Origin of the sequence: Acetobacter sp. AC2005 (genome assembly GCF_037901235.1) — a bacterium.
In the GTDB taxonomy this organism is placed as follows: domain Bacteria; phylum Pseudomonadota; class Alphaproteobacteria; order Acetobacterales; family Acetobacteraceae; genus Acetobacter; species Acetobacter oryzoeni.
In genome coordinates, this window is sequence record NZ_CP149625.1 from 1,114,958 (window position 1) to 1,133,816 (window position 18,859).

The 18,859-nt window shown below is 52.3% G+C and carries 18 protein-coding genes and 2 tRNA genes; 11 read left to right on the forward strand and 9 right to left on the reverse strand.

The window, feature by feature from the left end; all coding sequences use genetic code 11:
* The first annotated feature begins 131 nt into the window (after positions 1-131).
* The 5 genes from cysT (at position 132) to QQM41_RS05500 (ending at position 5,225) form a co-directional block, all read left to right on the forward strand.
* Positions 132-971 carry a sulfate ABC transporter permease subunit CysT gene (gene cysT, locus QQM41_RS05480; protein ID WP_339078063.1) on the forward strand — a complete coding sequence of 280 codons (840 nt, stop codon included), beginning with the start codon at positions 132-134 and terminating at the stop codon, positions 969-971.
* On the forward strand, positions 968-1,786 hold the full coding sequence (locus QQM41_RS05485; protein WP_339077953.1) for a sulfate ABC transporter permease subunit: 819 nt from the start codon (positions 968-970) through the stop codon (positions 1,784-1,786). The genes cysT and QQM41_RS05485 overlap by 4 nt, the downstream gene beginning before the upstream one ends.
* On the forward strand, positions 1,783-2,820 hold the full coding sequence (locus QQM41_RS05490; protein WP_339077954.1) for a sulfate/molybdate ABC transporter ATP-binding protein: 1,038 nt from the start codon (positions 1,783-1,785) through the stop codon (positions 2,818-2,820). The genes QQM41_RS05485 and QQM41_RS05490 overlap by 4 nt, the downstream gene beginning before the upstream one ends.
* A gap of 170 nt (positions 2,821-2,990) precedes the next feature.
* Positions 2,991-4,472, forward strand: coding sequence for an amino acid permease (locus QQM41_RS05495; protein WP_339077955.1), 1,482 nt, complete (start codon positions 2,991-2,993; stop codon positions 4,470-4,472).
* A 147-nt stretch (positions 4,473-4,619) separates the two neighbouring features.
* Positions 4,620-5,225: a GcrA family cell cycle regulator gene (locus QQM41_RS05500; RefSeq protein ID WP_128104769.1), complete on the forward strand. Its 606-nt coding sequence runs from the start codon at positions 4,620-4,622 to the stop codon at positions 5,223-5,225.
* Positions 5,226-5,310: 85 nt separating this feature from the next.
* Here the strand turns inward: QQM41_RS05500 and QQM41_RS05505 are convergent, their stop codons facing one another.
* Positions 5,311-6,003 (reverse strand): polymer-forming cytoskeletal protein, encoded by a 693-nt coding sequence (locus tag QQM41_RS05505; protein ID WP_408874575.1) that lies wholly within the window; start codon positions 6,001-6,003, stop codon positions 5,311-5,313.
* Between the two features lie 214 nt (positions 6,004-6,217).
* Here QQM41_RS05505 and QQM41_RS05510 point away from each other — a divergent pair, with 214 nt between their 5' ends.
* Positions 6,218-7,216: an adenosine kinase gene (locus QQM41_RS05510; RefSeq protein WP_128104767.1), complete on the forward strand. Its 999-nt coding sequence runs from the start codon at positions 6,218-6,220 to the stop codon at positions 7,214-7,216.
* Positions 7,217-7,246: 30 nt separating this feature from the next.
* Here the strand turns inward: QQM41_RS05510 and rnd are convergent, their stop codons facing one another.
* The gene (gene rnd, locus QQM41_RS05515; RefSeq protein ID WP_339077956.1) at positions 7,247-8,455 is read right to left on the reverse strand and encodes a ribonuclease D; all 1,209 of its coding nucleotides are present in this window, start codon (positions 8,453-8,455) and stop codon (positions 7,247-7,249) included.
* Between the two features lie 119 nt (positions 8,456-8,574).
* Between rnd and queF the strand changes: the two genes are divergently transcribed.
* Entirely contained in the window at positions 8,575-9,045 is a 471-nt protein-coding gene (queF, locus tag QQM41_RS05520) for a preQ(1) synthase (protein WP_035362188.1), read from the forward strand.
* 58 nt (positions 9,046-9,103) lie between these two features.
* Here the strand turns inward: queF and atpC are convergent, their stop codons facing one another.
* The 6 genes from atpC to QQM41_RS05550 form a co-directional block, all read right to left on the reverse strand.
* Positions 9,104-9,514, reverse strand: coding sequence for an ATP synthase F1 subunit epsilon (atpC, locus tag QQM41_RS05525; RefSeq protein ID WP_339077957.1), 411 nt, complete (start codon positions 9,512-9,514; stop codon positions 9,104-9,106).
* A 27-nt stretch (positions 9,515-9,541) separates the two neighbouring features.
* Complete coding sequence (atpD, locus tag QQM41_RS05530; protein ID WP_050819015.1) at positions 9,542-11,014, reverse strand: F0F1 ATP synthase subunit beta; 1,473 nt, start codon at positions 11,012-11,014, stop codon at positions 9,542-9,544.
* Between the two features lie 31 nt (positions 11,015-11,045).
* Positions 11,046-11,936, reverse strand: a complete 891-nt coding sequence (locus tag QQM41_RS05535) for a F0F1 ATP synthase subunit gamma (protein ID WP_035365852.1) — start codon at positions 11,934-11,936, stop codon at positions 11,046-11,048.
* 17 nt (positions 11,937-11,953) lie between these two features.
* A complete protein-coding gene (atpA, locus tag QQM41_RS05540; protein ID WP_050819014.1) occupies positions 11,954-13,489 on the reverse strand; it encodes a F0F1 ATP synthase subunit alpha in 1,536 nt (511 codons plus the stop codon).
* Complete coding sequence (gene atpH / locus QQM41_RS05545) at positions 13,489-14,112, reverse strand: ATP synthase F1 subunit delta (RefSeq protein WP_012812312.1); 624 nt, start codon at positions 14,110-14,112, stop codon at positions 13,489-13,491. The genes atpA and atpH overlap by 1 nt, the downstream gene beginning before the upstream one ends.
* A 284-nt stretch (positions 14,113-14,396) precedes the next feature.
* Positions 14,397-14,470 (reverse strand) — tRNA-Gly (locus QQM41_RS05550).
* A 224-nt stretch (positions 14,471-14,694) separates the two neighbouring features.
* Between QQM41_RS05550 and QQM41_RS05555 the strand changes: the two genes are divergently transcribed.
* From QQM41_RS05555 to QQM41_RS05570, 4 genes are all read left to right on the forward strand, one after another.
* Positions 14,695-14,771 (forward strand) — tRNA-Trp (locus tag QQM41_RS05555).
* 143 nt (positions 14,772-14,914) lie between these two features.
* Positions 14,915-15,109, forward strand: a complete 195-nt coding sequence (gene secE / locus QQM41_RS05560; RefSeq protein ID WP_003629800.1) for a preprotein translocase subunit SecE — start codon at positions 14,915-14,917, stop codon at positions 15,107-15,109.
* 4 nt (positions 15,110-15,113) lie between these two features.
* On the forward strand, positions 15,114-15,644 hold the full coding sequence (gene nusG, locus QQM41_RS05565; RefSeq protein WP_003629802.1) for a transcription termination/antitermination protein NusG: 531 nt from the start codon (positions 15,114-15,116) through the stop codon (positions 15,642-15,644).
* Between the two features lie 147 nt (positions 15,645-15,791).
* Positions 15,792-17,456, forward strand: a complete 1,665-nt coding sequence (locus QQM41_RS05570; RefSeq protein WP_339077958.1) for an NAD-dependent malic enzyme — start codon at positions 15,792-15,794, stop codon at positions 17,454-17,456.
* Positions 17,457-17,541: 85 nt separating this feature from the next.
* Here the strand turns inward: QQM41_RS05570 and QQM41_RS05575 are convergent, their stop codons facing one another.
* Positions 17,542-18,792 carry an IS701-like element IS1452 family transposase gene (locus QQM41_RS05575; protein WP_012812328.1) on the reverse strand — a complete coding sequence of 417 codons (1,251 nt, stop codon included), beginning with the start codon at positions 18,790-18,792 and terminating at the stop codon, positions 17,542-17,544.
* Positions 18,793-18,859 lie beyond the last annotated feature (67 nt).

An 18,859-nucleotide genomic window follows, 5' to 3' on the forward strand; every position in this document is an offset into this window, starting at 1 on the left:
ACATTCAGCGTAAGGAAAGACTCTCAAAACCCAGCATGGTTTGACCCACAGAGTATGCCGCATGGCATATTCCATCTTCAAAACAAATCATACGTATAACGTGCCGCCACGATGGATTTACCTGCTTGCCTATGTTTTTTCTGCGCCGCCATACTCTGCCCGGCTTTCCACTTACCTTTGGCATCACGCTTTTATGGGTAGGATTGCTTGTTATTCTGCCCTTACTGGCCCTTATCTTACGCCCTTGGCAGGATGGCACGGCTGCCATTTTGCAAACTCTGCATGATACCAGGGTGTTTGCGGCCTTTCGGGTTAGCTTTGGTTGTGCGCTGTTTGCGGCTTTGCTTGATCTGCCTTTAGGCATTCTGTTGGCATGGACATTAGTGCGGCTTCGTCCTCCGGGCTACGAAATCATTAATGCGTGCATTGATCTGCCTTTTGCTATCCCCACAGCCGTAACAGGTATTACGCTTGCCACTTTGTACGGCCCTAATGGCTGGATGGGAAAGCTGCTGGCCCATGCCGGTTTACAAGTCGCCTTTACGCCAACCGGTATTGTCATTGCTCTCATGTTTGTGGGCCTTCCGTTTCTGGTGCGTACCATCGAACCTGTATTGCAAAACTTTCCATCAGAAGTGGAAGAAGCCGCTTTCCTGCTGGGAGCAACACCTTTTCAGAAATTTTACCGCGTCATTCTACCTGCCATTCTGCCTGCAACATTAAGCGGTTTTGGGTTGGCCTTTGCACGCTGCATTGGTGAATATGGCTCTGTTATCTTTATTGCAGGCAATCAGCCTTTCCGCAGTGAAATTGCGCCTCTGCTGATTGTTATGCGCCTGCAGGAATTCGATTATTCTGGTGCCACCACTATTGCTGTCATGCTGCTGCTTACCGCCTTGCTCTGCCTTGGTGGTGTAAGCTTCTTGCGCCAGCGCGCCTCACGCGGGCTGATTATGGAAGAAACAAAATGACAACCGCACGTTTTTCCATAAGCCGCTTTATTCTGTGCGGATGCAGTTACGCTATTGTGCTGCTTATGCTCCTGCTGCCACTTGTGCTTATTTTTACAGAAGCACTGAGGCAAGGGGTACATGCCGCCGTATCTGCCTTGCTGGAACCCGATGCTCTGGCCGCCATTCGGTTGACTGCATTTGTGACCGTCATTGTCACCATAACAAACACGCTGGGTGGTATTGCAGCCGCATGGTGCCTGACAAAATATTCTTTTGCAGGCAAACGTTTTCTCATTATGCTCATAGAACTGCCTATCAGCGTATCTCCCGTCATTGCTGGCCTGATATGGCTTTTGCTGTTTGGGCAGGAAGGCTGGTGGGGCAACTGGTTAACCACCCATAATATGCAAATTGCCTTTGCTGTGCCCGGCATCGTGCTGGCCACCCTGTTTGTTACCTTCCCTTACGTCACGCGCACACTTATGCCCTATATGGAACAGCAGGGCCGCGATGCAGAAGAAGCAGCATTTTTGCTGGGTGCAAATTTCTGGCAAACATTGTGGCAAGTTACTCTGCCAGATGCTCGGTGGGCACTCCTCTCTGGCATTCTGCTCACCACTGCCCGCGCCATTGGTGAATTTGGTGCCGTTTCTGTTGTTTCAGGCCATATTCCGGGTGTGACAGAAACGATGCCACTGCATATCGAGACCCTTTACAATGGATACCAAACAGTAGCTGCCTTCAGCATGGCCGCACTTCTTGCCCTATGTGCCATGAGCACAGTTCTGCTTCGCACACTATTTGAGCATTCTTTTAGGAAACAGCCTTCATGAGCGTTAACCTGCACTCTTTTACACAATATGCTCCTGGTTCCTCCCGCAAGATTTTGGACAATATCAATCTGACAGTTGAAGACGGTGCCTTTATTGCGTTGGTTGGCCCTTCGGGTGCAGGCAAAACATCTTTGCTGCGTGCTATTGGTGGCCTTTCCCCAGTCTATGAAGGGCAGTTGCTGATTGATGGTCTCCCCATTGGTCATGCAGATTTGCCAAAACGTAAAACTGGCTTTGTATTCCAGAACTATGCGCTGTTCAGGCATATGAGTGTAGCGCGCAATATTTCCTTTGGGCTGGATGTTCTACCGCGCAAACAGCGCCCGGATCGCACAGCTATTGCCGCCCGCGTGCAGGATCTGCTTGAGCTTATTCAGCTTCCGCATTTAGCAGATGCCCGCCCGGATCAACTTTCGGGCGGGCAGCGGCAACGTGTTGCCTTGGCGCGTGCCCTTGCAACAGAACCCAAGCTGCTTTTGTTGGATGAACCATTTGGAGCGTTGGACCCAATTGTACGCCGTACCATCCGCCGCTGGTTGCGAGAGCTCCATGACAAGTTGGGCCTTACAACCATTCTGGTTACGCACGACCATGAGGAAGCTCTGGATATTGCTGACAGGCTGGTAGTCATGCAGGATGGCCGTATTGTGCAGGATGCTGATGCCAATACGCTCAACACATCTCCGCAAACACCGTTTGTTATGCAATTTTTGGGTGAGACACTCGAATTTGCGGGGGAAATACAGAATGGGCAGTTTATCCCGGAAGATACTGATGCCCTGCCATTTCCGGTAAGTGAAAAGAACGGCAAAACAACCGTATTTATCCGTCCTTGCGATGTGCAATTTATACGCGGCAAAGGAGCGGCTCATATCCTTTCTCGCAGCCGCAACCCCAACGGGTTGTATCATTATGCCGTGCAGACCACGCAAAAAGCGCTTGATATTACAACACCAATGCCAGCAGAAATTTCCGAAGGTGAACAATTTGGGTTGGACATTTCACACGGCAAAATCTTCTCAAATCTTCCGTAGGATAAAGCTCTGCCCATAAGCCGGATTGACAGCACAGATTTTATATGTTGCGTTAAAATAACGGTTGATATGCAAGAACTTAGATAACCTTTTGCATTTCTGTATAAATTGATTCTGTATTTTCAATTTATTGTGAAAATACAGAATTTCTATCTGCACGGAATGTTTGTATGCCCGACAAAACCTCCTCTCCGCACACAAAACCAGCACATACGGCAGAAGGTTATCATCGCGCCCTCAATAAACGGCAGATCCAGATGATCTCCATTGGTGGCGCTATTGGCACGGGTTTGTTTTTGGGTGCGGGTGGACGCCTGCAAGCCGTGGGGCCCTCGTTAGCGCTGATCTATCTGGTGTGTGGGATTTTCTGTTTTCTCATGCTGCGCGCTTTGGGTGAGCTGGTCATGTATCGCCCCACCAGTGGCAGCTTTGTTTCCTACACTCTGGAATTTCTAGGCCCCAAGGCATCTTACATTGCTGGCGCCATGTCTTTCTTCAACTGGGCCATGACGGGCATTGTCGATATTACCGCTGTAGCGCTTTACATGCATTTCTGGGGCACATTTGCGCACATGCCCCAATGGGTATTTGCCATGCTGGCGCTTTTGCTCATAACCGGCATGAACCTGATTGGCGTAAAATGGTTTGGGGAGATGGAGTTCTGGTTTTCCCTCATCAAAATTGTCGCGCTGGTTCTCTTTCTCATTATCGGAAGTGCCATTTTGGGCCTACGCGTGCCCATAGATCACCATGAAACAGGATTGAACCTGATTACACAGCATGGTGGCCTGTTCCCTCATGGCATTTTACCGGCGCTGGCACTCACCCAAGGGGTTATTTTTGCCTATTCAGGCATAGAAATGATCGGCACCGCTGCTGGTGAATGTCAGGACGTGCGCACCGTTCTGCCCACTGCCATCAATAACGTGATGTGGCGCATTGCCATTTTTTATGTTGGCACGGTTACCTTGCTGGTTCTTCTGCTGCCTTGGTCTGCCTATCAGGCAGGCACCAGCCCATTTGTGACATTTTTCTCCCATCTGGGTATATCGGGCGTGGATTCCATTATGAACATTGTAGTGCTTACAGCAGCACTCTCCAGCCTGAACTCTGGTTTATATTCTACAGGCCGTGTTTTACGCGCATTGGCTTTAAATGGCTCTGCCCCGCGCTACCTGACGCATATGAGCAAACAGTCCGTTCCTTCTGCTGCCATTCTTACAACCGTTGGCATTTACCTTGTTGGCGTTTTTCTGAACTACTTACTGCCTTCGCAAATCTTTGAAATTGTTCTCAATCTGGCTTCTCTGGGAATTATCAGCACTTGGTGCTTTATTTTGCTCAGCCAGATCAAGCTGCGCCAAGCCATTAATGCAGGCCGCATAGCACCTACCGGGTTTGCCATGCCGGGTGCACCATTTACATCTTGGGCAACCATTTTGTTCTTTTGCAGCATCATTGTGCTCATGGCGTTTGATTACCCGACAGGATCATTCTCTGTGGCCTGTATTCCCATTCTGGCCATCATCCTGTTTGTTGGCTGGAAAACCTTCAGCCACAAGCCCATTCACCTTGTTCCCCCCACACAATCTTCCATCACGCTAACCGATGATTTACTCGGAACATCAGACACCCCAAACAAGCAGGGCTAACCATCGCACCCAACTTATTCTTATAGTGCAACCTGTCTTGCAGGCTTTCTTCTTGAGATGAAACGGGCATCACCGTAATATATCCGCGACTGAAAGCGTGGTATTTTCCCCGCGAACGATGCAATATTTATAGTAAGGTGGCCGTAAATGGAGTGGACCGAAGAAATTATCGCCCAGCTCAAGGCATTATGGGCGGAAGGTCTTTCAACGGCAGAAATTGGTAGGCGTCTTTCCATCACCAAAAATGCGGTTGTCGGAAAGGCGCATCGTTTGGGATTGCCAGCACGGCCATCCCCCATTCGGCGTAATGCCAAGCCCAAAACAGCAGAAAAAGCCGAAGCTCCTGCAGCTACCTCTTCTGCTGCGGCACAAACGGCAACTCCTGTACAACCTGCAAAACAGGCCGAAGCAGCGCCCGTGGGTGAAACAGAAAAACACCAACCTACGCCATCTGCTCCTGCACGTTCTACGCCACCGGAAGCCGCACCGGCTCCTGCTGTGGAAGAAAAAGTCGCAAAAAAAGAAAAACCCGCGGCTTCAAGCAAAAGCAAACCCAAGGCACCTTTGCGCAGCATTTCTGATCCGGAACCACAAAAACGCCGCGGCCCATCTTGCTGCTGGCCAATCGGTGACCCTGGCACGCCGGGCTTCCACTTTTGTGGTGCCACCCCGATACCGGGCAAACCATATTGTGAGGAACATGCGCAGATTGCCTATGTAAGGCTGCGCGACAGGCGCGATAACGTCGCCTAAATCTATATCTTCTAAAATAATATAAACCCCATCCCCTGAGGGCCTTATAAAGTAGGCCTTCAGGGGCAAGTCAGGGGCGTTATACTCAGCCTTCGGCTGCTGCTGGCTTTTCTGGCGCCGGCGCTGCTGATGAAGAAGGCTTGGAAGCAGAATCACCGCTCAGCATTTCCAGCTGACCTGTAATCTGGCCACCATCTTCAACCTTCAGGCGATGACAGGCTGCCTTGCCAAGCAAACGGCCACTGCCCTGCAGTGTCAAGCTACCACGCGCCGTGAGCGTACCATCAACGGTACCAGCAATTTCTGCATTTTCCACTTCCACACCACCGCGGAACAGGCCACCGGGCTTAACCACCAGTTCCTTGGCTGTAATCATGCTGGATTCAACCGTGCCTTCAACCACAAGACGTTCTGCGTCCTGCACGGTTCCCTGCACGCTAATGCCACGCCCCACCACCAAAGTGCGTTGTTCCGGCTCATCTTTTTTAGGCTGCTGAGGTTGCTGCGGCATACCGCGCGCTGCAGCCGCACCAGGAAACGGCGGCATACCTGCACCGGAAGGAAGAGGGGAACCGGAAGGAAGAGGCGCACGACCCATGGATGAGGTCTCCTTTACTGTATCTGTATCTGGGCGGGGCGCAGGTTTTGCTGGCGTTCCCGCTGGATTAGAAGAAAAAATGGAACCAAACCCGCCAGCGGAACGCTGCGCGCCCGCCTGACTGGCGGAACCAGACTGCTCAGATGGCCGATTATCTTCGGGCTTACGTCTTTTAAACAAGAAAATCCCCCGCCTTGCTGGCTGTTCACTCTTGGACAGGCCCCACTACTCAGGCACCCGTCCGCATCAAACCGTCTCGCCATGTGCTCATTTTCTTATACAGCCAGGCGGTTCTGCGGCAAGCATTCCATAAGCCCTAGTGTTGCCCTTTTTATGGCAGCACTGTAGCGAAACAGCTGGTATGTGAAATTTTTCAGGAAAATCTGCCGCTATCATGACTGTTTCAGATGTAAAATATGACATCCTCGGCATTGGTAATGCCATTACGGATATTCTTGCCCGTGTAGAACCTGCCTTTCTGCAAAAACAAGGCCTGACCCCAGGTAGCATGACGCTGATTGATGCAGACCAGGCCGACACATTGCAGGCCCTTTTGGCCCCAGAACAGATTATGGGCGGTGGTTCTGTGGCAAATAGCTGCGTTGTGGCTGCTCAGTTTGGCGCACGCGTTGCTTACCTAGGTAAAGTTGCGCGAGATGATGCGGGCAAACAGTTTACCGAAGATATGCGCGGCAATGGTATTACTTTCCCATCTGCGCCGTTGAACACACAGGTTTTTGATAACCTGCCAACAGCACGTTGCATTGTTATGGTAACACCAGACGGGCAGCGTACAATGGCAACCTATCTGGGCGCGTGCACCTGCTTTACGCCAGAAGACGTGCTGCCAGACATGATTGCAGACTCCAGCATTGTGTATCTGGAAGGCTATCTGTTTGACCCACCGCATGCGCAGGAAGCCTTCCGCCGTGCAGCTGCGCTGGCACATGCGGCTGGGCGCAAAGTGGCTCTTTCCCTTTCAGACCCATTCTGCGTTGGCCGCCACCGTCAGGCCTTTTTGGATCTGGTGAAAGGCCATGTAGACATCCTTTTTGCAAATGAGGATGAAATCTGCGCTCTGTACGAAACAGAAAACTTTGATGTTGCCGCGCGCCATACCGCGCAGGACACTACCTTTGCTGCGCTTACACGTTCTAGCTTGGGCAGTGTTGTGCTGCACGATGGACAAATGACCAAGGTTGCCCCTGTGCCCACTCAGGTTGTGGATACAACAGGCGCTGGAGATGCCTACGCCGCTGGCTTTATGGCGGGCCTGACATCTGGCCGAACATTACCAGAATGTGGCCGCCTAGCTTCAGTCGCGGCATCTGAAATTATCTCGCATTACGGCGCACGCCCACTTTCTAACCTGTGGGAAGAAATGGGCTTCTAAGCCTGATAGCTTTGTGCCTTCCGTTTTTATTTAAACAGAAGGCACATCCGTATTTTGTGGAATAGCCACAACACGACCAGACTTTACGCAGAGGGCAATTTTTCCCTCACACAAAGCCTGAGCTGTTTCACCAAACACCTTGCGCCGCCACCCAGCCAGCACAGCATGAGGCTGAGAAGGATCAAGCGCCAAAGCATCCAGATCATCTGCAGATGCCACCAAGCGCGGAGCGACATCGTGCTTTTCACAGCAAGATGTTAAAAGCACCTTCAACAATGCCACCAACGATGCTGAAGGCCTTGGTGTATCTTTGCTTTTGCTGCGTGGAGAACGCGGAAGTTCCGAGTCTGGCAAAGCCTGTGCCTGCTTGATAGCCTGCAACAAAGCTTGCCCCGTACGCCCTTCTGCCAACCCACGAGAAACACCGCGAACACGCGTTAAAGCTTCAGTTGTTGCTGGCGTCGTTGCTGCAATTTCCAGCAGGCTTTCGTCTTTCACCAGTCGTTGGCGCGGAACATTCACGCGCTGAGCTTCACGCTCACGCAAGGCGGCAATGGCACGCAACACTGCCAGCATACGCCGGTTATTGGTGCGTGCACGTAAACGCTCCCACTGTTTTTCCGGGTCTGGGCGAAATGTGGCAGGGTCTTCCAGCTCGGCCATTTCTGCCGCCACCCAATCCAAACGCTTTTCCTGCTCCAGTTTTTTAACAAGCCGCTCATAAACCAGCCGCAGCCACGTTACATCGCCCGCAGCATATGTCAGCTGGGCCGGGGACAATGGCCGCACAGACCAATCTGTAAAGCGATGGCTTTTATCAATCATATGTCCGGTTAAGGAGCCAACCAGACTGTCATACCCAACCTGATCTCCAAACCCTGCAACCATCGCGGCAACTTGCGTATCAAAAAGCGGAGTCGGCAAGGCATCAAACAGGTGCAGAAAAATTTCCAGATCTTGCCGGGCTGCGTGAAATACCTTCAGCACTGCCGTATCTGCAAAGAGATTTTTCAGCGGGGTCAGATCAATACCTTCAGCCAGCGCATCTATCAGCACGACATCATGAACCGCACCAATCTGAACCAGACAGAGTTCTGGCCAGTATGTTTGCTCCCGCATAAACTCCGTATCAACCGTTACGAAGCTTTCATTATGAAAGGGTGCAAGAGCCGCCTCTAACTCCTGAGTAGAGGAAATAAGGCGCGCGGGAGGGAATGCAGGGGTTGCTGATCTGGCCATGTTTTTCTTCATACATCCAGACCGTTAGAAAAAGAAGTGACCAAACGTTACACGTGAAACTTGACGAAAAAGCCAAGGCACGGAACATCTGCAAAAAACCACATGTGCAGGAAAACAAAATGACCCCAGCCGATGATGGCCGCGACCAGTTAACCCAGCTTGGAAAGCAGGTTGCTGCCCCGCAAAGCCCAGAAGAAGCCATTCTGGAGCGTGTGCCCGCCCCTTACCCAGATAAACACTATCTTGTGCGCTTCACCGCACCAGAGTTTACATCGCTTTGCCCCATTACCGGCCAGCCGGACTTTGCACACATTGTTATTGATTATGTGCCGGATAAATGGATTGTAGAGAGCAAATCACTGAAGCTGTACCTCACCAGCTTCCGTAACCATGGCGCTTTTCATGAAGCTTGCTCAATCCAGATTGCAAATACCCTTGTTGAAAGGCTAGCACCACGCTGGCTGAGAATTGGTGCTTACTGGTACCCCCGCGGCGGTATTCCGATTGATGTATTCTGGCAAACGGGTGAACCACCTGCTGGCGTATGGGTGCCTGCACAAGATGTGCCCACCTATCGTGGTCGCGGCTAATTAGGCATAAAAAAAGCCACCATATTAGGTGGCTTTTTTTAGAACATTCGCAACAACCTCAGCTAGCGGGAGAGCCTGCCTCGATTTCAGCACGCACAGCCTGAATCTGATCCTGCAGCACACTCAAACGGGTTGTATCCGTTTTATCTGCCTGATCCCAAGCTTCAGACAACGCTTCCAGCTGAGCTGTTGCATTATCAATAGAAATTTCGCTTACCGGCACAGCCTTGTCAGCCAATACGGTGCAGCGTGTGGGGGTAATGTCTGCAAAGCCACCGCCAACAAAGTAGCGATCCTTCACTGTATCCCCGTCATACAGGGCAACAACACCACCACGCAGAAGAAGCATCATGGGTGCCCGTTCTGGCATGGCGGCAATATCACCTTCCATGCCAGGCAGAACAGCCATATCTACTTCACGCGACACCAGAACCTTTTCAGGACTGATTATCTCAATCTGGATCGGCATGAATGCGCTCCTTCCCGAAGTCGGTTATTAAACCGACTCTCTCATTTTTTCTGCTTTGGCAACAACGTCTTCGATAGAACCTACCATGTAGAAGGCAGCTTCTGGCAGATCGTCATACTCACCAGCGCAGATGGCTTTAAAGGAACGCACGGTATCGGCAACAGAAACCAGCTTACCCGGTGCACCCGTAAACACTTCTGCCACATGGAACGGCTGAGACAGGAAGCGCTGGATACGACGGGCACGTGCCACAATCAGCTTATCGTCTTCAGACAGTTCATCCATACCCAGAATGGCGATGATGTCCTGCAGAGATTTGTAGGTCTGCAAAATACGCTGCACTTCACAGGCCACATCATAATGTTCCTGACCAACAATCTGCGGGTCCAGAGCACGAGATGTGGAATCCAGCGGATCCACGGCAGGATAAATACCCATTTCTGCAATTGAACGGTTAAGAACCGTGGTTGCATCCAAGTGGGCAAAAGTTGCGGCAGGTGCAGGGTCAGTCAAGTCATCGGCTGGCACGTACACGGCCTGCACAGATGTAATGGAGCCCTTTTTGGTGGATGTAATACGTTCCTGCAGGGCACCCATTTCCGTAGCCAGCGTAGGCTGATAACCCACGGCGGAAGGAATACGACCCAGCAGAGCGGACACTTCCGAACCAGCCTGCGTAAAGCGGAAAATGTTATCAACGAAGAACAGAACGTCCTGATTTTCTTCGTCACGGAAGTATTCAGCCAGCGTCAGACCCGTCAGAGCAACGCGCGCACGTGCACCCGGCGGTTCGTTCATCTGCCCGAACACAAGCGCCACTTTGGAGCCTTCGGTAGAACCGTTTTCACCCAGTTTGATAACGCCAGCGTCCTGCATTTCGTAATACAGGTCGTTCCCTTCACGGGTACGTTCACCAACACCAGCAAACACAGACACACCACCGTGCGCCTTTGCAATGTTGTTGATCAGTTCCTGAATAATAACGGTTTTGCCCACACCGGCACCACCAAACAGGCCGATCTTACCACCTTTAAGGTAGGGGCAAAGCAAATCAACAACCTTAATGCCGGTCATCAGAATTTCTGATGCGGCGGCCTGATCTTCAAAAGCAGGTGCCTGACGGTGAATAGGAGCACGACGTGAGGTCGGGATCGGACCTTTTTCGTCAATCGGCTCGCCAATAACGTTCAGGATACGGCCGAGTGTTTCCGGGCCAACCGGCACAGAAATCTGTGCGCCTGTATCAGCCACTTCTGCACCACGGACCAAACCGTCTGTGCTGTCCATGGCAATGCAGCGCACTTCGTGCTCACCAATTTCCTGCGCAACTTCCAGCACCAGTGTCTGATCACCCAGCTTGACGTGCAAGGCATTCAGAATTTTAGGCAGTTCACCTTCGAACTGCACGTCAACAACCGGGCCCTTAATCTCGGTAATGCGGCCAACTGCATTGGTCTTCGTGGCCGCAGGGGCCTGGGTCTGGGTTGTGGTATCCGACATGGGTCAGCTCCTGCGGGGCAAACGAGCGGGCTCAGACAGCCTGTGCGCCCGAAATGATTTCGATCAGTTCGTTAGTAATGTTTGTCTGGCGGGTTCTGTTATAAACCTTGCTCAGACTATCAATGGAACGCCCAGCATTACGCGTTGCGTTATCCATTGCCGTCATACGGGCACCGTTTTCGCCCGCTGCGGTTTCAAGCAGCGAAGCATAAATCTGAACTTGCAGATTACGCGGCAGCAGCATTTCCAGCAGCGTTGCTTCATCTGGTTCAAATTCATACAGAGCCACATCATTAGATGCCGCAGCAGGTTTTTCTTCTGCCTCATCCATAACCATGGGCACCAGCTGCTGACATGTCGGCACCTGTGTCATCGCGTTTTTAAACTTGTTGAACACAAGGGAGCAGACATCAATCTCTCCTGCTTCCAGCAGGGTGTTGATTTTTTCACCCAGATTGCTGGCAGCAGAAAAAGGTACTTCCTTACCGCTAACGCCGATAACCTTATCAATGATAAGATCAGCATAATCACGAGAAAAGAAGTTGAATGCACGGCGGCCAACAGGCAGCAACTTGACCGTTTTACCTTCAGACTGAAGGCGACGGATTGTTTGCACTGTCAAGCGATGCACATTGGAGTTAAAACCGCCACAAAGCCCGCGGTCACTGGTCAACGGCACCAACAGATGCACCTTATCCTGACCTGTGCCTGCCAAAAGGCGCGGACCACCGTCCTCACCTTTTGTAGCAGCAGCAAGCTCACCTAGCATACGACGCATGGCCGCTGCGTAGGGACGTGCGGCTTCCGCACTGGCCTGAGCCCGCCGCAGCTTGGCAGCCGCCACCATTTTCATGGCGCTCGTGATCTTCCGTGTCGATTTGATACTTCCGATACGCGCGCGGAGTTCCTTCAGGGAAGCCATTGGACGATTCTACCCTCTTAGCCGGCAAAGTTGCGGTTGAAGGTTGTCAGGTATTCTGTCAGGCGTGCTTCCAGATCTTTGGAAAGAGCCTTTTCCTTTTTAATGGTATCCAGAATATCTTTACCTGCGCTGCGCACATCGTTCAGCAGCGCACGTTCCCAACTCACAACCTTATCGACAGCAATACCATCAACAAAACCACGGGTGCCGGCAAAGAGCACAACAACCTGTTCTTCAACGGTAAGCGGAGAAGACTGGCTTTGTTTCAGCAGCTCAACCAGACGGGCACCACGTGCCAGCATCTTCTGAGTTGCCGGATCAAGGTCAGATGCAAACTGAGAGAACGCAGCCATTTCACGATACTGCGCCAGTTCCAGCTTAATCTTACCTGCAACCTGCTTCATGGCTTTGATCTGTGCAGCAGAACCCACACGAGACACAGAACCACCCACGTTCACCGCAGGGCGAATACCGCGATAGAACAGGTCGGTTTCAAGGAAGATCTGACCATCTGTAATGGAAATAACGTTTGTCGGAATATAGGCAGAAACGTCACCAGCCTGCGTTTCAATAACAGGCAGAGCCGTGAGCGAACCTGCGCCATATTCATCAGACATCTTCGCAGCGCGTTCCAGCAAACGAGAATGCAGGAAGAACACGTCACCCGGATAAGCTTCACGGCCTGGCGGACGACGCAGCAGCAGGGACATCTGACGATAAGCCACAGCCTGCTTAGAAAGATCATCGTAGCAGATCAGGGCATGCATACCGTTGTCGCGGAAGTATTCACCCATCGCGCAAGCGGCATAAGGGGCCAGATACTGCAGCGGAGCCGGATCAGATGCGGTGGCAGCAACGACGATGGAATATTTCATCGCGCCTTTTTCTTCCAGCAGACGCACAAGCTGCGCAACTGTGGAACGCTTCTGGCCGATAGCAACGTAAATGCAGTAAAGTGACTTCTTGTCGTCACCTTCATCATTCACGGTTTTTTGGGCAAGAATGGTATCTGTCAGAATGGTGGTTTTACCGGTCTGACGGTCACCAATCACCAGTTCACGCTGACCACGGCCAACCGGCACGAGGGCGTCAATGGCTTTAATACCGGTCTGCATCGGCTCATGCACGGACTGACGGGGCATAATGCCAGGCGCTTTAACTTCAGCGCGGCGCAGCTCAACGTCTGCCAGCGGGCCTTTACCGTCAATCGGGTTACCCAGACCGTCAACAACGCGACCAAGCAGTCCCTTACCAACGGGAACGCTCACCACCATGCCGGAACGGGTAACAGTGTCACCTTCACGGATGTTGGTGTCATCACCGAAAATAACGATACCGACGTTATCGCTTTCCAGGTTCAGGGCCATGCCCTTCTGACCGGCGGTCGGAAAGTCCACCAGCTCGCCTGACATTACATTCTGCAGGCCGAACACACGGGCAATACCGTCTCCGACAGACAGAACCGTGCCGGTTTCGACAACATCAGATTCCTTATCGAACGAGGCAATCTGCTGCTTGAGGATATCCGAAATCTCTGCGGGACGGATTTCCATCACGCGGCTCCCTTCATGGCGTAATGCAAACGAAACAGGCGAGTCTTAAGGCTGGCGTCATAAAGCTTTGCCCCCACCCGCACGACCAAACCGCCGAGGAGGGAGGAATCGACACGCTCGCGAATATTGATACGGGAGTATCCGGCTTCCGCCAGCCGTGCCTGCACTTGGGCACGTTGCTCAGGCGTAAGCGGATAAGCGCTGGCAACTTCTGCCACCACTTCACCCCGGCGGGAAACGGCCAGCGCATCAAGCGCAGCCAGAATCCGGCGCAAAACAGGTAGGCGGCGGTTATCAGCCACAACGCCCACAAAATTACGAAGAGTCTGCCCGAACCCCTGCGCCTCAAGCACAGCCAAAACGGCTTTGCGAGATACAAGAATATCAAGACGCCTGTCTTCCAGGACCGTGCGCAAAGGCGCACTTTCATCAATCAGGCGCGCAAGAGCGGCACCTTCATCAAGCACTGCATCCAACTGGCGCTGTTCGGCTGCAAGATCATAAAGCGCCGTTGCATAACGGCCTTCAAGACCATTGGAAGCAAAAGCAACCGGTTGTGCTGTCGTTACGCCCGAGGCCACCACTCTTTTGGTTCTTTCCTTCTGTGCGCGCCGGCATTCCACACTAACAAACTCTGACGGTGCCGCGGCTTATCCGTTAAAGGTTTTACAGCACGCAACCATCGGCGCGGCCTCTAGCATGCTCATCAGCCCCACGCAACATCCCTGACGCGCCATTTTTGTTTCCACACCCGTTTGTGCCACCCAAAGCGCGCAAAAACAGGCCATAAATCACCACAAACCACGAAACAGAAAAAGACGCCAGACACGTAATAAAAAACTCACTCGCCAACATCCACGATGATGGGAGAGAAATTTTTGATCAGCCAAATTTTCAGGAAGGAAGATGGAGCGGACAGAGGGAATCGAACCCTCCTCAGTAGCTTGGAAGGCTACTGCATTACCACTATGCTATGCCCGCATACTCCATGTGCTTTTGCCAGTAACTGCAAAGGCGACATTTTGCAAGTTTGAAGATAAAAATTTTAACCATCCGCCAAAAAAGGGCAGACATTTGTTGTTTGCCTCTTGACTTTAAGCCCGCAACATATTTTCTTCCGCCACCTGCAAAGGCTGCTGTTAAGTGGCTGGTCAGGCTGACGGTTATCCGTTATAGCATTGATCCAGCTACGGCAGACAGGCTGTAGGGGTGTAGCTCAATTGGCTAGAGCGCCGGTCTCCAAAACCGGAGGTTGTGGGTTCGAGACCCTCCACCCCTGCCAGGTTTAAGATTGCAGGTTCTGCGCCGTAGTTTCCGCCTTGTTTTTCTAAGTTTCAACGCGGAAATCCTGTGCGGAATGTGTGGTGTATTCAGGACTGCCGCCGGAAAACATCCGGTTTTCGTGCAGTGTAGAAAGGGTGGTTCGTGTCGTTCAGTCCCGGTAAGTTCCTGCATGATGTGCGTGCCGAGGCGGAACGGGTCACATGGCCCACCCGCCGTGCTACCTTGGTAACCACGGGCGCCGTTCTGGCCATGGCAGGCATGGCATCCATTTTCTTCTTTTTTGTTGACCAGCTGATCGGTCTCGGTGTGCGTCAACTTTTCGGGCTGGGAGGCTAACGACATGGCCAAACGCTGGTATGTGGTTCACGTCTATTCGGGCTTCGAAAAGAAAATTGCCCAGCACATCCGTGAAGAAGCGGAACAGAAGGGCCTGAGCGACCATATTGATGAAATTCTGGTGCCTTCTGAGGAAGTCATTGAAGTGCGTCGTGGCCAGAAGGTAAATACGGAACGCAAGTTCTTCCCCGGCTACGTGCTTGTCAAAATGGAAATGACTGACGAGACATGGCATCTGGTGAAGGATACCCCAAAGGTTACGGGTTTTCTGGGAACCAGAAACCGCCCTACCCCTATTTCTGCTGCTGAAGCTGAACGCATTATCAAGCAGACAGAAGAAGGTGTGCAGCATCCTCGCTCTGCCGTCTCGTTTGAGGTTGGCGAGCAGATTCGCGTGGCAGATGGTCCGTTCACATCCTTTAACGGTGTGATTGAGGAAGTGGACGAAGAAAAAGGCCGCTTGAAAGTCAGCGTCTCTATTTTCGGGCGTTCTACACCGGTGGATCTGGAATACAATCAGGTGGAAAAGCTGTAAAATCAGCTTTTTTATCCGAAAGAACTCAAGGCGGCCTTAGTGCCGCCTTTTTTATTGCCTTAACCCAGACTTGCTGTTTGCGCTCTTTCTTTCTGCACAAAAAACCGCTGTAATCTTGCCCTTGGCCTCACAATTCATGGAGTTATCATGCCATCTGCTTCCACGCCCCAACTGCGAGGAATGGCCCTTCTTAATAATGCGCACCTGAACAAGGGCACGGCGTTTACCGAGGAAGAGCGCCGCCTTTATGGGCTGGAAGGATTGTTGCCCACACAGGTTGAAAACCTAGACAGGCAGGTAGAACGCATCCACCGCCACCTTGAGGCCAAACCCAGCAATCTGGAACGCTATATTTATCTGAGCGGCCTGCGCGATCAGAACGAAACCCTCTTTTACAAAGTTCTGATGTCTAACCCGGCCCGATTCGTGCCGATTGTATATGCGCCCACACTGGCCGCCGTATGCCAGCAATTCAGTCATATCTATCGCCGTCCCCGTGGTATGTATATCAGCTTGGATATGCGTGGCCGTATTAAGGATGTGCTGCACAACTGGCCGATGGAAAATGTCCGCTTCATGTGTGTGACCACAGGCGGCCGTATTCTTGGGCTGGGTGATATTGGCGTAAACGGTATGGGTATCCCCATTGGCAAGCTGGATCTTTATACAGCCTGCGGCGCAGTGCCCCCCGATTCGCTTTTGCCTGTGCAGCTTGATATTGGCACCACAAACAGCGCTTTAAGAGCTGACCCTCTGTATCTGGGGCTGCGGCGTGAACCTCCCCCGTTAGAAGAACTCGATTCTTTTGTAGAAGAATTTATTGAGGCCGTGCAGGAAGTCTTCCCGCAAAGCTGTATCCATTTTGAGGATTGGAAGGGCACGGATGCCCTACGCTACCTCAAAAAATATCATGACCGCGTGCTGTGCTATAACGATGATATCCAAGGCACGGCTGCTGTTACCTTAGCTGGCCTGATTACCGCACTGAAAATCAAGAACGAATCGCTGACCCAGCAACGTTTCTTGTTCCTAGGGGCGGGTTCCTCCGGCATTGGTACTGCCGATATGCTGGTTTCCGCCTTGAAACAGGAAGGGTTATCTGAGCAGGAAGCCATTGACCGCATTACGTTAATGGATGTGAACGGTCTTTTAGAAACCTCACGCACTGATCTGCTGCCCGAACAGGAACGGTTCGCCAAGAATCTCCCGCCATCACGTGATCTGCTGGGCATGATCAAAACTGTTAAACCCACAGTGCTGATTGGTGTTTCCACCGCTGGCGGCTCTTTCACCCAAGATGTGGTGGAAGAAATGAGCAAGCTGAACGAACGCCCCATTATTTTTCCGCTCTCTCTGCCGCAGAAAAATGGGGAATGCACGGCTGAGCAGGCCTATGAATGGTCTAAAGGACGTGCACTTTTTGCTGCAGGCCTACAGTACCCAGAAGTGACGTATAATGACCGCACGTTCTATCCGGGGCAGGCCAATAACTTCTACATCTTCCCCGCTTTGGGGCTGGCTGTGTATGCTACCTGCCCCAAGCTGATTACAGATGAAATGGTAATTGAAGCCGCACAGGCTCTGGCGGATCAGGTAGATCCGGCAGCGCGTGAACGGGGCCGGTTGTTCCCGCCACAAAGCGATATTCTGGAAGTGTCCATCACCTCCGCCACACGTATTGCTGAGTTTATTTTTGATAAAAACGCCGCGACGGTGGAACGCCCCAAAGACATTCGGGCTTGGATTGAAAATCTGACCTACAAACCACGCTATACAGACTACCACTACAGTTGCATTTTGTGTCGTGAGTGAGCGCGGATAGCACTGGCCTGATGCGTTCGTCGAAAGACGGACCATCTGAGGATGTGAGAGACGGGTAGTCTGCGTTGTGCAAGTTTTACGACGAGGCGCCTGATCTCCTGAATGGACCAGCGGACAAGGACTGTCGTGTTCTGAGTTGTGTTTTTTTCGGTTTCAGTGAGTTTGCCTGGTAACGGACACTGGCCATGACGGCATAGGCCAGCATGACCAGAGAGACATGCCGATGCCAACCATGCCAGGAGCGGGTCTCGTTATGATCAAGACCAAATTCGTTTTTGGCCGTCTCGAACCCTTCTTCGATCCTCCAGCGCGTCCCTTCAACGTTCACCAGTTCCTGCGTGGTTGTCCCTTTCGGGCTCCAGGTCGTAAAATAGGCAAGGTCCCCGTCAGCGATGTTTCGGCGGATCAACAGGCCACGTGTCCATGGTCCGGCTATAGGGCAGTCAAATTCTTCAGCATCCAGATCAGCAAGCGGAAGATACGCCCAGTCATAAAGTCGCTCACCTTTTGTGCCGTGCCCCGCTGACAGACGACGCCAGGCCTGGTCTGGCAGTCCTGCTGCAATATCTTTCGCCTCTCCGGCAATCAGCGGTTCCGTTGCCCATGATCCGAACCAGTGATTGCCCTTGACCCCAAGCACATATCCAATTCCTGCCCGGCGAAGCGTGCGTTCTACGTCGCCCACGCCATACACGCTGTCTGCTGCAACCCAGCGGAACGGCACACCGGCCTCAATACTTCGCTCAATCATCATCGAGGCTAACGCCGGTTTGGTTGCAAACACCACGTCATCGGGAACGTGGGCCCGCTTCAGACGCTCAGGCTTTGATGTCCAGTCTTTCGGGAGATACAGGGCGCGGTCAATAAAGGCATGCCCCCGTTCCGAAACATAAGCGCCAAACACACCAATCTGGCAGTTCGTGATCTTGCCGGCAGATCCCGTATACTGCCGCCCCACACCGCAGGACGCCTGACCCTTCTTCAGAAAACCGGTCTCATCAATGACCAGCACGCCCTCTTCAGTGCCCAGATGCTCAATCACATAATCCCTGACGACGTCACGAAGGGCATCGGCATCCCAGTGCCCGCGTCCCAGAAGCGCCTGCTGCCGCCATGGACCAGGATCTCCTGCGGCTTCCGCTCGCATCCATCCCGTCTTGCGTGGTTCATTGCCAATCAAAACATCAAGAAAAGCACAGGCCGAATCTACGACACGTTTTTGCGTGAACAGCGGCGCCATCCGATCCTTGGCGGACCGAAGCGAGCGCGCCCATAATTCCAGCGTCTCTTCAACAGACGTACCGCCACTCATCATATCCTGAATCATGGTTACCCATAGATTCAGAACTCAACACAAAATGCAACTGTAGTGCTACGGCGTGTCGTCAGTTAAG

Excerpts from the sequence above, each read along its gene's own strand:
- atpD (WP_050819015.1), bottom strand. The coding sequence starts at position 11,014 with ATGTCGGATACCACAACCCAGACCCAGGCCCCTGCGGCCACGAAGACC.
- QQM41_RS05485 (WP_339077953.1), top strand. The coding sequence starts at position 968 with ATGACAACCGCACGTTTTTCCATAAGCCGCTTTATTCTGTGCGGATGC.
- QQM41_RS05575 (WP_012812328.1), bottom strand. The coding sequence starts at position 18,792 with ATGATTCAGGATATGATGAGTGGCGGTACGTCTGTTGAAGAGACGCTG.
- QQM41_RS05535 (WP_035365852.1), bottom strand. The coding sequence starts at position 11,936 with ATGGCTTCCCTGAAGGAACTCCGCGCGCGTATCGGAAGTATCAAATCG.
- QQM41_RS05570 (WP_339077958.1), top strand. The coding sequence starts at position 15,792 with ATGCCATCTGCTTCCACGCCCCAACTGCGAGGAATGGCCCTTCTTAAT.
- cysT (WP_339078063.1), top strand. The coding sequence starts at position 132 with ATGTTTTTTCTGCGCCGCCATACTCTGCCCGGCTTTCCACTTACCTTT.
- QQM41_RS05500 (WP_128104769.1), top strand. The coding sequence starts at position 4,620 with ATGGAGTGGACCGAAGAAATTATCGCCCAGCTCAAGGCATTATGGGCG.
- atpA (WP_050819014.1), bottom strand. The coding sequence starts at position 13,489 with ATGGAAATCCGTCCCGCAGAGATTTCGGATATCCTCAAGCAGCAGATT.
- rnd (WP_339077956.1), bottom strand. The coding sequence starts at position 8,455 with ATGGCCAGATCAGCAACCCCTGCATTCCCTCCCGCGCGCCTTATTTCC.
- QQM41_RS05510 (WP_128104767.1), top strand. The coding sequence starts at position 6,218 with ATGACTGTTTCAGATGTAAAATATGACATCCTCGGCATTGGTAATGCC.
- QQM41_RS05495 (WP_339077955.1), top strand. The coding sequence starts at position 2,991 with ATGCCCGACAAAACCTCCTCTCCGCACACAAAACCAGCACATACGGCA.
- nusG (WP_003629802.1), top strand. The coding sequence starts at position 15,114 with ATGGCCAAACGCTGGTATGTGGTTCACGTCTATTCGGGCTTCGAAAAG.
- queF (WP_035362188.1), top strand. The coding sequence starts at position 8,575 with ATGACCCCAGCCGATGATGGCCGCGACCAGTTAACCCAGCTTGGAAAG.
- atpC (WP_339077957.1), bottom strand. The coding sequence starts at position 9,514 with ATGCCGATCCAGATTGAGATAATCAGTCCTGAAAAGGTTCTGGTGTCG.
- QQM41_RS05490 (WP_339077954.1), top strand. The coding sequence starts at position 1,783 with ATGAGCGTTAACCTGCACTCTTTTACACAATATGCTCCTGGTTCCTCC.